This window comes from Collinsella aerofaciens, assembly GCF_015553355.1.
GTDB classification, from domain to species: Bacteria; Actinomycetota; Coriobacteriia; order Coriobacteriales; family Coriobacteriaceae; genus Collinsella; species Collinsella aerofaciens_V.
In genome coordinates, this window is record NZ_JADNGN010000002.1 from 19,688 (window position 1) to 33,566 (window position 13,879).

A 13,879-nucleotide genomic window follows, 5' to 3' on the forward strand; every position below is an offset into this window, starting at 1 on the left:
CCTTTGCTGTAATGGCCCTTGATTGCCCGGGGTATTACTTTGGTATTCGATGAGCGTTTGGCTGGATAGGGCTTTGGGTACCCTTTTGCTTAGTTTTTGGTTGTTTTATTAGCTTTGGAGGGCTTGTATGTCTTATTTGGATCTGGCTCGGGGTCGGTATTCTTGTCGCGAGTTTGAGGATCGTTCTGTTGAGCAGTCGGTAGTGGATGCCATTGTTGAGGCGGGGCGGATTGCTCCTTCTGCTTGTAATAATCATCCAACCCGTGTGATGGTGCTGGATACGCCTGAGCTTCTGGAGAAGGCTGCTGCTTGTCAGCCTCGGTTTGCTCGTGATGGGTCTATCTTTGGGGCTCCGCTTGTCTTCCTTATTTGCAGCGTTACCGATGATGCTTGGGTACGCCCGTATGACCAGATGAATTCCAGTGAAATCGATACGTCCATCGTGTGTGATCAGATGATGATGGAGGCCACCGAGCAGGGCCTGGGAACGTGCTGGGTATGCCATTTTAAGCCTGAGGTGGCAGAGGAGCAGTTCAATCTGCCCAAGGGCGTCTATCCCTATCACATGCTCGTCTGTGGCTATCCCGCCGACCACATCGCCGATCCCGAGCATCGCGAGGCCCGCACCATTCCCCTCTCCAACTTCCTCCTCAAGTAGTTTTTAGACATACCTTAAAATCTACCTTTTACCACGCGCCCTTCGCCGAGTTCTGTCCTATCGCATGCAGAGCTCGGCGTTTTGTTTCCCAACCCGTATACAGCCACAAAAAAAGAGCCCGCAGGTGCGAGCTCCTCTTAAGGACACTAGATTGTAGCTCTGATGCTAGTCCAGGTCGTCGGCGGCAAAGTTGTCGATCGGGGCGAAAGGATCGGCCACGGGGACAACCGGGTCAGCGACGGGCAGCGGCTCGGCAGGAACAGTCACCGCAGGAGAAGCGGCAGAACCGACCGGCGTGGAGGCCATGAGGTCGGCCGGGAAGGAGTTCTGGGCATCGTCCATGAAGTGCTGGATGAGCTTGAGATACTCGGCCTTGAACTCCTCACGAGAAGCCTTGAGACGATCGATCTCCTCGAGCTCGGCCTGCTTTTCGGTCAGAGCCTGGCGGATAACCTCGCGGGCCTTGGCGTCAGCCTCGTTGCGAATACGCTCAGCGTTCTCATTGGCATCGTTGACGATGGTCTCAGCGGTCTGCTGGGCGGCAATCAGGGCAGCGGAAATCTGGCGCTCCTGAGCGGAGAAGTCAGGGGCGGGAGCAGCCACGGGGGCGGCAGGAACGGCCTGGGCGGGGGCATCCTGAGCCTGGGCAAGCTGAGCCTGCGCATCGGCAAGCTGCTGCTCGGTAGCAGTCAGACGACCCTTAAGGTCGACGATCTTAGCGAGCATAGCGTCAACCTCGGAGGACAGCGTCTCCAAGAAGACGTCGACCTCGGCAGGATCGTAGCCACGCTTGGCCTCAGAGAAAGTCTGAGCCTGGATGTCTGCAGGGGTAATAGCCATAACAAGTCTCCTTTTTCATCGCCTCGGCGCTACACGCCCGACGTAAGTTACTAAGTCAGTTCTACACGAGTATACCTATAAGAAGCTGCAGAACCAGCCTCTGCACCAACTGCAACGCAATAATCGCAACGACCGGCGAAAAATCGATACCGCCCATCGGCGGGATGAAACGACGGAACAGGTTGAGCCACGGACCGCACACGCTATCAAGCACCGCGGCAATATCCTGAAGCAAACCACCCTGCTTCATGGGAATCCACGTCATAAAGCAGTAGACGACAATGAGCGTAGAATAGAAGTTGAACAGCGTGTTGACCAGCTGGACGATAGTGTAGATGTTGATGGGAATCTCCTCGTCTTGTCTTTACTTAAGGTAGCCGTCCGCACGAAGCTTCTTGAGGTCCGAATCCTTGACCTCGCAGCCGGCGGGCAGCACCATGAACACGCGGTCGCCCACCTCCTTGACCGTGGCACCCAGACCGCAGGCAAAGCCGTAAGAGAAGTCCAAGACGCGCTTGGCAACTTCGGTGCGTACGCCCACAAAAATCAGTGCGACAGGCTGCTTGGTGCGAACGCGGCGCACCACGGTCTCCACGTCGTCATAGCTCTCGGGGCGCAGGACATAGGCCGGCAGCTGCGGTGTGGCGTTGATGATATTGCTCGCATAGGCCGAGGCATCGCTCGGTGCAGCCGCGGGCGCAGCGGCGGCACGGGCGCGGGTGTTCTCGGCGTAGCTAGACGGCGTGTCATAGGCACCAGGACGATAACCGCTCGCAACACTGTCCTGCGAGCGCGAAGGCGGGTTATACGTCGTGGCATGGCGGGAGTCATCGCCGACCAGCTGACCGGAGCGCGTATACACGGCAACCGACTCAGCTTCACCGCGGCGCGTCTGACCAAGCAGGCCGTTGCTCGGCTCGTCTTGGGTGTAGAAGCCCTCGCCCGAAGCACCACTGTAGCCGTTGCCCTGATAACTATCGTCATAGCCGTCATCGTAGCCGTAGTCGTCGTCCTGGCCATAACCCTGGTCGTAACCCTGCTGGCCGCCCAGGTGCATCTTATTTTTAATCTCGTCAAGGAAGCCCATGGTTGTGTCCTCTCGCGGTTTAGTGCAGGCGCCCCGATAATCAGTGCGCACTTCAGAGCCTTATTTTACTGCAAACTCCGGGCTAAATACTACCCTGCCCAGGCGAACGAGCGTAGAGCCCTCCTCAAGGGCAGGCTCAAAGTCTTCGCTCATGCCGCAGGAAAGCTCAGGCAGGTTCAAATCGGGATGCGCCGCCTCCAGCTCATCCCTCAGCTCACGAAGCCCCGCAAAGGTGCGGCGTGCCACATCCTTATTCCCCCGGGGCGCCATAGTCATAAGCCCCTGTACGCAAATTCCCTCAAGTTCCGCAAGCTCACCCGCGGCGGCGCGAATCTCATCGGGCGAAAAGCCTCCCTTCGACTCCTCACCACTCACATTGACCTCAATGAGCACACGCTGGGGGCCGGCGAGTTCGCCTGCCTCAATCTTGCGGGCAGCACGGCTCGAGATCGCCTGCGCCAGATGCAGCGAACCCACCGAGTGAATCAGCTCGGCTGAGCCCAGCACCGCATTGATCTTATTGGTCTGCAGGTTGCCGATCATATCGAAGCGCACCTCGGGCAGCTCCGGATGCTCCGCCAAACCTGTGAGCTTGCGAACCAGCTCCTGCGGGCGATTCTCGGCAAAATGGCGATATCCCGCCTGGATGGCGGCAACGGTCTCATCGACACCAACGGTCTTGGACACGGCAATGAGGCGCGCGGCGTCGTGGGGACGGCCTGCGCGATCGAGCGCCGCATAAAAACGTTCCAGAATCTGCTCGCGGCGAGCGCGCATCAAGTCCAAATAGTTATCCATTGCCAATCGCCTCCGCTGACAGCCAAACAAGTAGCCCCATGCTATCGCAAGAGCGCGGCCCCGCATGTGCAAGGCCGCGCTCACTTAGGTATTTACAATCTTTCGACGAACGGAATTACTTACTCCTCGTCGTCCTCGCCATCGTCCTCGTCCTCAAGATGATCGAGCAGGTAGCGAAGACCCTCGCTGACCTCGTTAGTGGGCACCTTGGCAACGTAGCGAGCGTCGACGGCGGGCCTCATGATAACACCCTCGCCCGAAGGCACGCGCATGCTCTCGAGCTCATCCTCATCAGTGCAGGCGATATCACCGGCAGTCATACGCTGTCCGGTCAACAGGAAGGTCAGACGGCAGGCGGCATCGATGGAAATCGAGGCGATGCGATCGAGATAGCGCGATACCATGATGGCGCGGCGCAGGTCGTCATAGTTGCTGTCGTCGTCCATAAAATCGCCCGTGTCCATGCGGTTAAAGGTGCGGAAGAACTTCTCGTAGGCGGCGTGCACTGGCTCGTCCTCGACGGCCAAGTTGCAGATGATGGACATGTCGTTGGTGACGAGCGCAGAAAGCGAAGAGCCCAGCACCTGGTAGACGGCCTCAGCCTCGGCCTCGACCGTGCCGACAAGCTCCTTGGGCAGCGAGATGTCGGCCTTGATCATATGACGCGTGGCGCGGCAAATCTGGCGAACCTTATCGGTCATGCGCTGCAGGTTAAAGTCGACGTAGATGATCGTCTGCAGCAAGCGGAAGTCGGAGGCGACCGGTGACTGCGTGGCAATCAGGTTGTAGCAGACGGCCTCCAGGTTGGCGCAGCGTGCGTCAATCGAAAGCGTGCGCTTCTTGGTCTTGGTGGCGAGCTTGCGGTCGTCGGTCACATAGGCCTTCACGGCATCGTGGAGGGCCAGATCGACGGCCTCGTAGATGCTCAGCATCTCGTGACGGGCCTCGATGAGCTGACGGGAAAACAGTTTGCGCATGGTTCACTCCAATCAGTTGGGTGCGGTCATGCCGCCCGCACAGTGAATACGCACCGGACCAGATCCGATCGGCTTGGGACTAGTCGCACCGATCAGCCAAAGCGGCCGGTGATATAGTCTTCCGTCCGCGAGTCCACCGGGCTGGTGAAGATCGCGTCGGTTTGACCATACTCGATGAGCGTAGCGGGCTCGCCGGCAACTTCCTGCAAGAAGAATGCGGTGTAGTCGCTAATGCGAGCTGCCTGCTGCATTGAATGCGTGACGATGATGATCGTCATCTCGGGCGCCAGCTCGGCCATCAGATCCTCGACCTTAGAGACGGACGTGGGGTCGATGGCGGAGCAGGGCTCGTCCATCAGGAGGACATCGGGTTGCACCGCAAGCACGCGCGCGATGCACAGACGCTGCTGCTGACCGCCCGAGAGCGCCAAACCATCCTTGTTGAGCTGATTGGATACCTCTTTCCAGAGGTTGGCGCGCTTGAGCGATTCTTCCACGATGTCATCGAGGTCACTTTTGCTAGTCACGCCCTGCAGACGAGGGCCAAAGGCGACATTCTCGTAGATGGATTTGGGAAACGGATTGGGCTGCTGAAAGATCATGCCCACGCGGCGACGGAGGTCGACCGGGTCGACGCCCTCGGCATAGATATCGTTGCCGTCGAGCGTCATGGTGCCCTCGACGCGCGTACCCTCGATCAGGTCATTCATGCGGTTGATGCAGCGCAAAAACGTCGACTTGCCGCAGCCCGAAGGGCCAATGAAGGAGGTGATGGCGTTTTTGGCGATGTTGAGGTCAAGCCCCGTCAGCGCATGAAAGTCACCGTACCAAAAGTTGAAATCCTTGGCCGTAATGGCCGCTTGCTCCAACGCGGGAGCGGACTGATAAACGGACATGGGACTCCTTAACTAGCGACGCTTACGCGACAGGAAGCGCGCAAACAGGTTGAAGGCCAAAATGATCACCATCAGCAAGAGCGCAGTGCCGTAGGCTGCGTTCATGTTGATGCCGTCGTTGGCAAGCAGGTACAGGTGAACCGTCATGGGGCGGCCGGAATCGAGCGGCGAAATAGGCAGGTTGATGGCCTGGCCCATGGTGTAGAGCACCACCGCGGTCTCGCCAATGGCACGGCCGATGGCGAGGACGATGCCCGTGGCAATACGGCCAAAGGCAGAAGGAAGCACGATCTTGGAGACAACCTGCCACTTGGTGGCGCCCAGGCCGTACGCGCCCCAACGGATATAGCGCGGAACGGCGCGAATGGCCTCTTCGGTGGTGCGCATGACGATGGGGAGCATCAAGAGCGCGAGTGCCAGAGCGGCAGAGACCATCGAAAGGCCCAGGCCCATAGCCTCGACAAACAAGGCGTAGCCAAACAGGCCCATAACGATGGAGGGCACCGAGGCCAAAGCGTCAGCAGCGTAGCGAATGAGCTCGACGACCTTGCCCTGCTTGGCGTACTCGGCCAGATAGACGGCTGCCAGCACAGCGATCGGCGTGCAGATAAGCATGGCGAGCGCCGTCACGTAGACGGTCGAGACGATCGTGGGCCAAATACCGCCCTCGGCGTTGACGCCCTGGGGCCAACCGAAGATAAAGTCGAGCGAGATGTGTGGCAGGCCGTTGATGACCACGTAGGCGATGATAGCGACCAGCACCAGCGTGGTGATGTAGGCAGCGGCACGGAACACGCCAAGCATGATCTTGTTGGACAGGTCCTTGTTGATGCGGCCCTTCTTGCCGTGGGAAAGGGCACGCTTGATGCGCTCGCGCGACGAGGTCGTATCGACCGTCGTGTCAACGGAATCGGACATAGCCTACCCCCTCTTCTTCTTGGAAATCAGACGGACGATGCCCACCAGCGTGGCGGAGATGATAAACAGGACCACACCCATGCCGAACAGCGCCGAGCGGTGCAGACCCGAGGAATAGCTCATGTCGAGCGCAATCTGGCTCGTGAGCGTCGAGATGGGGCTCGCAATGCTGTCGGGAATAACCGGGGCGTTACCTACGACCATGAGCACGGCCATGGTCTCGCCGATGGCACGGCCCATACCCAGCACGATGGCATCAACGATACCCAGCTTCGCGGCAGGTAGCACGACCTTATAGATGGTCTGCCACTTGGTGGCGCCCATGGCATACGATGCCTCGCGAATGCCCATGGGAATGGAATTGAGAGCATCGATGGTGAGCGTGGTGATGGTAGGGACGATCATGATGGCGAGCACAAACCACGCCGTCAGCGCACCAAAACCAAGGCCGCCGGTCAGTTGTGCGATAAACGGGCGGATGATGATCATGCCAAAGAAGCCGTAGATGATGGAGGGTATGCCCGCCAGCAGGTCAACGGCAGGGCTGATGAGCTTGCGCACGCGCTTGCTGGCAATCTCGACCAGGTAAACGGCCGTACCCACGCCCAGCGGCACGCCCATGGCGAGCGCACCGACGGTCACCAGACCCGAGCCGGCAAGCAGCGACAAGATGCCGTAGTGGCCCTCAGAGGGCGCCCACGTAAAGCTAAAGAAATCCGCCAGACCGATGTCGGTAAAGACGGGCAGCGCCGAGTACGTGGTAAAGACAAAAATCAAGATGACGGTAACGACCGCCAAGAACGCGCAGGCAAAGAAGATCCACTTCAGCGCCTTCTCCTTGATATAGGTACTGCGCGATACGAGCGCCAGCTCGCGCTTCTTGGGCGCCTGAGCATTCTGCTCAGTCTGGGAGTTTTCCTGTGCTTCCATGCTACTCACTCCCCTTCTCGTCGTTGGTGACGGGAATAAAGCCCGCCTCGCGAATCTGCTTGTCCATCTTTTCGGACGTCACGTAGTCGATGTAATCCTGCGCCTGCTGCGAAGGCGCACCCTTCACAAAGAAGTAAAGGTCGCGCGAGATGGGATAGCCGCCACTCGCGACCGTCTTCTCGGACGCCTCAACATGATTGACCGAGACAGCCTTGACCGAGGTCTTGGCGTTGAGGCTATCGACGAAGCCCAGCGAAATGTAGCCGATGGCCCCACGCGAACGAGATACCACGTCGCGCACCTGGCCCGTACCCGAAAGAACAGCCGAGCGGCGATCGAACGGCGTGCCATCCATCACGATGGTACGGAAGGCCTCGCGCGTACCGGACGCCTCGTCTCGGTTGATGACCTGAATCCTCAGGTCCTCGCCACCGACCTCTTTCCAATTGGTAATCTTGCCGGCGTAGATATCGCGGAGCTGCTCGGTCGAGAGGTTATCGACGGGGTTGTCGTCGTTCACGATGACCGCAATACCGTCGTGGGCAATGACGATGGGAGTCAGGCCCAGATCCTGTTCGTCGGCATTGAGTCCACGGGAGGAGCTGGCGATATCGGACGCGCCGGCGCTGACGGCCTCGATCCCAGCGGAAGAACCCAAACCGGAAACGAGCACGTCGATGCCGGTCTCCTCCTTAAAGCCCTCGGCCGCAATCTCGGCGATAGGAAGGCAGGTCGTGGAGCCGGCCACGGTAATGGAAGAGGTAGAAGATCCCGAAGAACAGGCGCACAGCGTAAGCGTAAGCACAGCGGCGCTCAGGACCGATACGATCTTTCTCATAGCATCACGCCGATCGCAGCATGGCGCCCACAGGTGCCGTCCTCGTTACGGTAGGAATAAAAGCGGTCGTTCTGACGCACGGTCGAAAGCTGGGTATCCACGATATTATCCGCGTCGACACCGACATCTACCAGCGCCTCGCGAATGGCAGCGGAAAGATCGAGCATGCGAGAGGTATTCGCATCGATGCAAGAGAACTCGGCGGCAAAGCGATCCATGAGTTCCTGGGATACCTCATATTCGTCACCCAAGATATGGGGGCCGATATAGGCGGAAACGTCGCCCGCATCGCAGCCGGCAGCATCGCAAAGCGCCTGGCACGCCTTGGCGGAAATACGTGCAATCGTGCCCTTCCAACCGGAGTGCACCACGGCAAATCCGCCGGGGGCCACCAGCACCACGGGAACGCAGTCGGCAAAGCAGAGCAGCACGGGCACGTTATGCGCCGTGCAGACGATGGCATCACAGCCCTCGGCAATCTGCTCGCGAACGTCCTCAAGGTCATCGGCGCCGTTCGAGGTCACCGCAACGATATGATCACCATGGACCTGATTGGGAACGAGCAGGTTGTGCTCGCACTCGGCGGCACCCATAGCCTCGAGCGCACGACAACGATTTTCTTGAACAGCAAAGGGGTCATCGCCAACATGCGAGCCCAAGTTGAGTGAGGAGTACGCATCTTCGGAAACGCCACCGGCGCGCTCGGTGAAGGCAAAGCGAACATCGGATGTCGCGCCCTCCACCAACGTAACTCCATCATGGTCGACACGCGAAACTTTGTCCGCACGTGCTGCCATACTAAAGCCTCCTAATAACACAAGTACCGCGGCATCGCCGCTACAGCCCGCGTTTATACGGCTGTCATACTTCTCTAAAAGGATACCTGCTGCGCTGAAGGCAATCGTAAAGGGAACGTAAAGAGATTGGAGGTTCTAGTTTACAAAGTCGAAATAAAAAGGGCGCGTCCATACGGACACGCCCCTGTGCACAACAATGCAAAGAACGACTTAGAAGCTACCGCGCTTCAGGAAGTCGGGAAGCTCGAACTGATCGTTGCCGAAGTTAGGAAGCTCGGTGCCACCGACGTTGCGGGTCGGAGCGGCCTGAGCCGGGCTCGTGGCAGGAGCGGTGCGCTGCGGCTCAGCGGAGGCAGCGGCCTTGCTCTGAGACTGCTGAGCAGCAAAGAGCTCGTCCTGACGGTTGACGTTGGAGTCGGAGAAGCCCGTAGCGATGACGGTGATACGCACCTGATCGCCCAGGGACTCGTCGACAACGGTACCGAAGATGATGTTGGCCTCGGGGTCGACGGCGTTGGCGACAACGTCGGCGGCGTCGCTGATCTCCTGGATGCCCAGGTCCTTGGAACCGGCGATGGAGAGCAGCACGCGCGTGGCACCATCGATGGAGCTCTCGAGCAGCGGGCTGGAGATGGCCTGCTGGGCAGCGTCGACGGCACGGGTGTCCCCAGAAGAGGTACCGATACCCATCATGGCGGTACCGGCCTGCTTCATGATGGTCTTAACATCGGCGAAGTCCAGGTTGATGATACCGGGGACGGTGATGAGGTCGGTGATGCCCTGGGTGCCCTGGGAAAGGACGCCATCGGCAATCGCGAAGGCCTCGAGCATGGTGGTCTTCTTCTCGGCGATGTCGAGCAGCTTATCGTTAGGGATGACGATCATGGTGTCGACGCAATCGGAGAGGGTCTTAATGCCCTCCTCGGCGCTCTTCTTGCGCTTGCGGCCCTCGAAGGTGAAGGGCTTGGTCACGACGGCGACGGTCAGCGCACCGACCTCGTTCATCGCGATATCGGCAACGATGGGAGCAGCGCCGGTACCGGTGCCACCGCCCTCGCCGCAGGTGATGAACACCATGTCGGCGCCAGCGAGCGCCTCGGCAATGTCGTCGCGGGACTCATCGGCAGCCTTGCGGCCAACCTCGGGGTTGGCGCCGGCGCCCAGGCCGCGGGTAAGGTCGGTGCCGATGTGCACCTTGATATCGGCATCAGAGATCGCGAGTGCCTGAGCATCGGTGTTGATGGCAACAAACTCGACGCCGCGGATGCCCTCTTCGATCATTCGATTGACCGCGTTGGTACCGCCGCCGCCGACGCCGACCACCTTAATGACGGCAAGGTAGTTGTTGATCTCTGTCTCGTGCATGTCGGTCCTCCGAACAAAGGTTATAGCCATAGCATGGGTCGACCCCTGCGCACATTAACCTTCAGGTTGAAAGTAAATGCAAAGGTAAACCGTATTATGTTTGCACATTATGAACGTATCAGTCAAATAATTGACCGTGAAAACCAAACAAACCAGATAAACGGCGTGGTATGGCCCCTCAACAAAGCATCAACCAGCGCTACGAGGTCGGAGCGTTCCTAAATGTATAGTTACCCGGAGAGCGCACATTGATATACGTTACGCCCTCTACCTGCGAAAGCAGCTTGGTGACTACGCGCTCCTTCTTGACGATATCGTTCGAATCGCCCAGCGACACCTCAATGCCGTTATTGAGGTTTGCCGAGATGGCTTCGACCGAAGGCGTGGAAATATCCTTGACTTGTCCCAAGAACTCGCTCGAAAAACCACGCACATAATCCAAGCCAGCCTTAACGGCCTTGGAGCTCACTGCCTGGCCGGAAACCGGAGCGACATCCGCCGAGACATCAGTCAACAACACCGCGCCATAGTGCTTAGCGAGCGCCAGCGCGGCATCGATTCCGGTCAAGGTATTTGAGCCCTGCCCTGTCGTGATGACGTTGCCTTGGTCGTCCACTTCGACCGACGTCGACAGTGGGGCGATCCAAGTGTCATCATCCCCGATGGCCCAGGCAAGGTCATCGGAACTGATATAGGCAATTGCGATGACCTTGCGCTCCATCGGCGTAATGATGAGCGTATGCGGGAACTGACGCTGGACATCCACGCCCGAGACCCACGGATTCTGCTTGAGGTCCTCGGTAATCTGGTCGGGATCGACGTTAAAAAGCGACGTTCCCTCGGGCAAATCGATCAGCTGGATAGCATCGTGCTTCGTCACATGCTCGCTGCCTTGAATCTGAATATCAGTGGCGGTAAACAATCCAGAGTTGATCACCACGATGGCAACGACGACGAGCACGGCCAAGGCGGCCAGAACGCCGCCCACGATTTTGCCTTTGCCTGCAACGACAGAAGCGGCGTCTGATGTTTTATTTACCATCGCCCCAAGTGAAGACAACGGGTTGACGCTTTTTTTACCCGAAGGCTTCTTGGCGGTAGCCGGCACCGATGTCAGCGAGCGCGGTTTCGATGCGCCCAGCGTGCGACCTGGACGCGGCGCTTTAGTTCCCGTCGAGGGCTTAGGAGTTGCCATGGGACGGGCGGGTTTGGCGCCCATAACAGGCTTTGACGTCACCGAGGGACGCGAGGACTTTTTTGCGGCCGGACGATTACCGAGCTGCGAGCCGACAACCGGACGACTGGTCTGTCGAGCATGCCCGACAGACTTAGAGTGCGCGACGGTATTGCGTTGAGGTTTGGCAGGCGCGCCGGAACGCCCTCCGGCGCGGCGGAAGGTGGGTTTCGATGCTCTAGAAGCCGAGGAATTTAACTTCCGGTCTGAGCTCGATGCCATACGCCTCCCTCACCTTTCCGTGCACATGTCTGATAACCGCGGCAACGTCATCGGCCGAGGCAGTTCCGTTATTAACGATAAAATTAGCGTGAACGGGCGAAACTTCCGCGCCGCCAATCGAAAAACCCTTTAATCCACAATCCTCGATAAGCTTGCCCACACTCGCATCGGGCGGGTTGCGAAAGACCGACCCGCAGGATGCGCGACCCATGGGCTGCGTACGCTTGCGCCTCGTCAGGTACCGCTCCATGCGCTCGCGAATGTCGGCCTTGGGCGCCGGTTTAAGCTTGAGCACGCACTCGAGGATAATCTCATTGCGGGGAAGGCTACATTCGCGGTAGCCCCAAGTGATCTCGGACCCCGCATAATGCTTGATACCGGATGCCGGGTCAAACGTTACGACATCCTCAACCAGCGAGCCAATCCACTCGGTCCGTGTGCCTGCATTCATAGATATCGCACCGCCAACCGAGCCAGGGATGCCAACGGCAAACTCAAGGCCCGAGAGGCTACGCGACAGGGCATCGTTGACCAGGCGCGCAAACATCACGCCCGCACCGACCGTCAGCGTACAACCGTCATCGGCAACAACCGTGCGCTGAAACTCACGTCCGAGCGAAATGACGGCACCGCGATAACCGCCATCGGCAACCAGCAGATTGGAGCCCTTGCCGATGATGACCCACGGCACCTGCTCGCGATCGAGCACCGCCACGGCGCGGCGGAGGGCATGATAGCTATGGCACGTCACAAAGAGGTCGGCCTTGCCGCCGATACGATAGCTCGTATGACGCGCAAGGCGCTCGTCCTCGATCACATCCGTGTCGATCATGCCCGAGAGCGCCATGACGGCGTTAAACAGACCCATTAGACTTAAGCGTCTTTCTTGGCAGTCAGATACTCGATAAACTCGGGACCGACGGTCGTAACGTCACCGGCACCCATTGTGAGCAGCAGGTCGCCCTCGCCCACCATCTGCTCGAGCTCCTGATTGAGCTCAAGACGGCTGGAGCAGTACACGACCTCCTTGCCAGGATGCTTGGCGCGCACGGTATCGGCGAGCATCTTAGAGGTGACACCCGGAATGGGCATCTCGCCAGCCGAGAACACATCAATCAGCAGCAGTTTATCGGCATTGGCAAATGCATCGGCAAAGTCGTCGCACAGGGCCTGCAGGCGCGAATAGCGGTGCGGCTGGAACACGACGTCGACGTGCTTGTAGCCCAGCGACGAAGCGGCAGCAAGCGTCGCCTTGATCTCGGTGGGGTGATGGCCGTAATCATCGACCACGGTGATGCCATCGATATCGCCCACGTGGGTAAAGCGACGGCGGACGCCCTCAAAGCTCGAGAGCGCCTTGGCGGCGGCGTCGATGTCAAGGCCCAGGACATGGGCGACGGTGAGCACCGCCGTGGCGTTGAGCATGTTGTGGCGACCGGGATTGCTCTTGATCTCCACAGCGTGCTCAGTGCCGTCCTCAAAGCGAACGATAAAGTCGCTCTGGATGCCCTTGACATCCGGGTGCATGCAGACGATGTCGTTGCTCTCGGCAAAGCCGTAGGAAAGCACGTGACGGCCCGTCGACTTGGCGAGCTCGACCAGATGCGGGTCCTCACCGCAGACGATGACGGTGCCGTCCTCGCCCACCAGGCTCATGAATTTGGCGAAAGTTGCCTCGATCTCCTCGATACCCGAGTAGTGATCGAGGTGGTCGGCCTCGACGTTGGTCACAATGACCACGTTGGGGTTCAGGAACAGGAAGGAGCTGTCGGACTCGTCGGCCTCGGCGACAAAGTAGTCGCCCGAGCCGTTCTTGCCGTTCGTGTCATAGCCCTCGACGATGCCACCGATCAGGAAGCTCGGATCCAGACCCATGCGGTCGAGCATGGTGGCGCACATCGAAGACGTGGTGGTCTTGCCATGCGTGCCGGCAACAGCGACGGTGGTGTAGCCGTGGCCCAAAGCAGAGAGCATCTTGGCACGGGGCCACACGGGAATACCAAGCTCGCGAGCGCGCACGAGTTCAGGGTTGGACTCCGGAATAGCGGTGGAGACAACAACCACGTCGGGCTTGACCTCGTCGATCGTGGCGGCCTCATGGCCCACATGCACCTTCACACCAGCGCGGGTAAGCTGGCGGATATAACGTGACGTCTTAAGGTCGGAGCCGGTAACGGCATAACCGCGCTCGTGCAGAACGAGGGCGATGCCGCTCATGCCGGCGCCGCCGATACCGATAAAGTGGGCGCTCTTAAACTCGGGCGCGGAGGTTGCAGTCTGGGAATCAGCCATGTGCTCGTGTACTCCTTGCGTAAACAC

The 13,879-nt window shown here is 59.1% G+C and carries 15 protein-coding genes; 1 reads left to right on the top strand and 14 read right to left on the bottom strand.

The features are described 5' to 3' along the window. The first annotated feature begins 127 nt into the window (after window positions 1-127). Window positions 128-658: a nitroreductase family protein gene (locus tag I2D57_RS01005; protein ID WP_195361171.1), complete on the top strand. Its 531-nt coding sequence runs from the start codon at window positions 128-130 to the stop codon at window positions 656-658. A gap of 165 nt (window positions 659-823) precedes the next feature. Here the strand turns inward: I2D57_RS01005 and I2D57_RS01010 are convergent, their stop codons facing one another. The 14 genes from I2D57_RS01010 to murC form a co-directional block, all read right to left on the bottom strand. Further along, window positions 824-1,498: a DivIVA domain-containing protein gene (locus I2D57_RS01010; RefSeq protein ID WP_022094499.1), complete on the bottom strand. Its 675-nt coding sequence runs from the start codon at window positions 1,496-1,498 to the stop codon at window positions 824-826. Window positions 1,499-1,559: 61 nt separating this feature from the next. Beyond that, entirely contained in the window at window positions 1,560-1,847 is a 288-nt protein-coding gene (locus I2D57_RS01015; RefSeq protein ID WP_040358293.1) for a YggT family protein, read from the bottom strand. 15 nt (window positions 1,848-1,862) lie between these two features. Next, window positions 1,863-2,585, bottom strand: coding sequence for a cell division protein SepF (locus I2D57_RS01020; protein WP_195361172.1), 723 nt, complete (start codon window positions 2,583-2,585; stop codon window positions 1,863-1,865). Window positions 2,586-2,645: 60 nt separating this feature from the next. Next, complete coding sequence (locus I2D57_RS01025; RefSeq protein ID WP_138112193.1) at window positions 2,646-3,383, bottom strand: YggS family pyridoxal phosphate-dependent enzyme; 738 nt, start codon at window positions 3,381-3,383, stop codon at window positions 2,646-2,648. A gap of 119 nt (window positions 3,384-3,502) precedes the next feature. Further along, window positions 3,503-4,360 carry a phosphate signaling complex PhoU family protein gene (locus I2D57_RS01030; protein ID WP_161162099.1) on the bottom strand — a complete coding sequence of 286 codons (858 nt, stop codon included), beginning with the start codon at window positions 4,358-4,360 and terminating at the stop codon, window positions 3,503-3,505. A 92-nt stretch (window positions 4,361-4,452) separates the two neighbouring features. Next, window positions 4,453-5,256, bottom strand: coding sequence for a phosphate ABC transporter ATP-binding protein PstB (gene pstB / locus I2D57_RS01035; protein WP_006234249.1), 804 nt, complete (start codon window positions 5,254-5,256; stop codon window positions 4,453-4,455). A 12-nt stretch (window positions 5,257-5,268) separates the two neighbouring features. Further along, window positions 5,269-6,174 (bottom strand): phosphate ABC transporter permease PstA, encoded by a 906-nt coding sequence (pstA, locus tag I2D57_RS01040; protein ID WP_006234250.1) that lies wholly within the window; start codon window positions 6,172-6,174, stop codon window positions 5,269-5,271. A gap of 3 nt (window positions 6,175-6,177) precedes the next feature. Next, window positions 6,178-7,104, bottom strand: coding sequence for a phosphate ABC transporter permease subunit PstC (gene pstC / locus I2D57_RS01045; RefSeq protein WP_195361173.1), 927 nt, complete (start codon window positions 7,102-7,104; stop codon window positions 6,178-6,180). Window position 7,105: 1 nt separating this feature from the next. After that, complete coding sequence (locus I2D57_RS01050) at window positions 7,106-7,942, bottom strand: phosphate ABC transporter substrate-binding protein (RefSeq protein WP_195361174.1); 837 nt, start codon at window positions 7,940-7,942, stop codon at window positions 7,106-7,108. Next, a complete protein-coding gene (locus I2D57_RS01055) occupies window positions 7,939-8,739 on the bottom strand; it encodes a polyphenol oxidase family protein (protein WP_195361175.1) in 801 nt (266 codons plus the stop codon). Before I2D57_RS01055 ends, I2D57_RS01050 begins: the two co-directional genes overlap by 4 nt. 210 nt (window positions 8,740-8,949) lie before the next feature. Then, complete coding sequence (gene ftsZ / locus I2D57_RS01060) at window positions 8,950-10,104, bottom strand: cell division protein FtsZ (RefSeq protein WP_022094491.1); 1,155 nt, start codon at window positions 10,102-10,104, stop codon at window positions 8,950-8,952. Between the two features lie 199 nt (window positions 10,105-10,303). Then, window positions 10,304-11,092 carry a cell division protein FtsQ/DivIB gene (locus I2D57_RS01065; protein WP_227790121.1) on the bottom strand — a complete coding sequence of 263 codons (789 nt, stop codon included), beginning with the start codon at window positions 11,090-11,092 and terminating at the stop codon, window positions 10,304-10,306. Between the two features lie 424 nt (window positions 11,093-11,516). Continuing rightward, a complete protein-coding gene (gene murB / locus I2D57_RS01070) occupies window positions 11,517-12,428 on the bottom strand; it encodes a UDP-N-acetylmuramate dehydrogenase (RefSeq protein ID WP_006234257.1) in 912 nt (303 codons plus the stop codon). 5 nt (window positions 12,429-12,433) lie between these two features. Continuing rightward, complete coding sequence (gene murC, locus I2D57_RS01075; protein ID WP_055286074.1) at window positions 12,434-13,852, bottom strand: UDP-N-acetylmuramate--L-alanine ligase; 1,419 nt, start codon at window positions 13,850-13,852, stop codon at window positions 12,434-12,436. Window positions 13,853-13,879 lie beyond the last annotated feature (27 nt).

Bases quoted from the DNA above. Each gene is read 5' to 3' on its own strand.
- I2D57_RS01005 (WP_195361171.1), top strand. From the start codon at position 128: ATGTCTTATTTGGATCTGGCTCGGGGTCGGTATTCTTGTCGCGAGTTT.
- pstB (WP_006234249.1), bottom strand. From the start codon at position 5,256: ATGTCCGTTTATCAGTCCGCTCCCGCGTTGGAGCAAGCGGCCATTACG.
- pstA (WP_006234250.1), bottom strand. From the start codon at position 6,174: ATGTCCGATTCCGTTGACACGACGGTCGATACGACCTCGTCGCGCGAG.
- ftsZ (WP_022094491.1), bottom strand. From the start codon at position 10,104: ATGCACGAGACAGAGATCAACAACTACCTTGCCGTCATTAAGGTGGTC.
- I2D57_RS01020 (WP_195361172.1), bottom strand. From the start codon at position 2,585: ATGGGCTTCCTTGACGAGATTAAAAATAAGATGCACCTGGGCGGCCAG.
- I2D57_RS01025 (WP_138112193.1), bottom strand. From the start codon at position 3,383: ATGGATAACTATTTGGACTTGATGCGCGCTCGCCGCGAGCAGATTCTG.
- pstC (WP_195361173.1), bottom strand. From the start codon at position 7,104: ATGGAAGCACAGGAAAACTCCCAGACTGAGCAGAATGCTCAGGCGCCC.
- I2D57_RS01050 (WP_195361174.1), bottom strand. From the start codon at position 7,942: ATGAGAAAGATCGTATCGGTCCTGAGCGCCGCTGTGCTTACGCTTACG.
- murC (WP_055286074.1), bottom strand. From the start codon at position 13,852: ATGGCTGATTCCCAGACTGCAACCTCCGCGCCCGAGTTTAAGAGCGCC.
- I2D57_RS01010 (WP_022094499.1), bottom strand. From the start codon at position 1,498: ATGGCTATTACCCCTGCAGACATCCAGGCTCAGACTTTCTCTGAGGCC.
- I2D57_RS01055 (WP_195361175.1), bottom strand. From the start codon at position 8,739: ATGGCAGCACGTGCGGACAAAGTTTCGCGTGTCGACCATGATGGAGTT.
- murB (WP_006234257.1), bottom strand. From the start codon at position 12,428: ATGGGTCTGTTTAACGCCGTCATGGCGCTCTCGGGCATGATCGACACG.
- I2D57_RS01030 (WP_161162099.1), bottom strand. From the start codon at position 4,360: ATGCGCAAACTGTTTTCCCGTCAGCTCATCGAGGCCCGTCACGAGATG.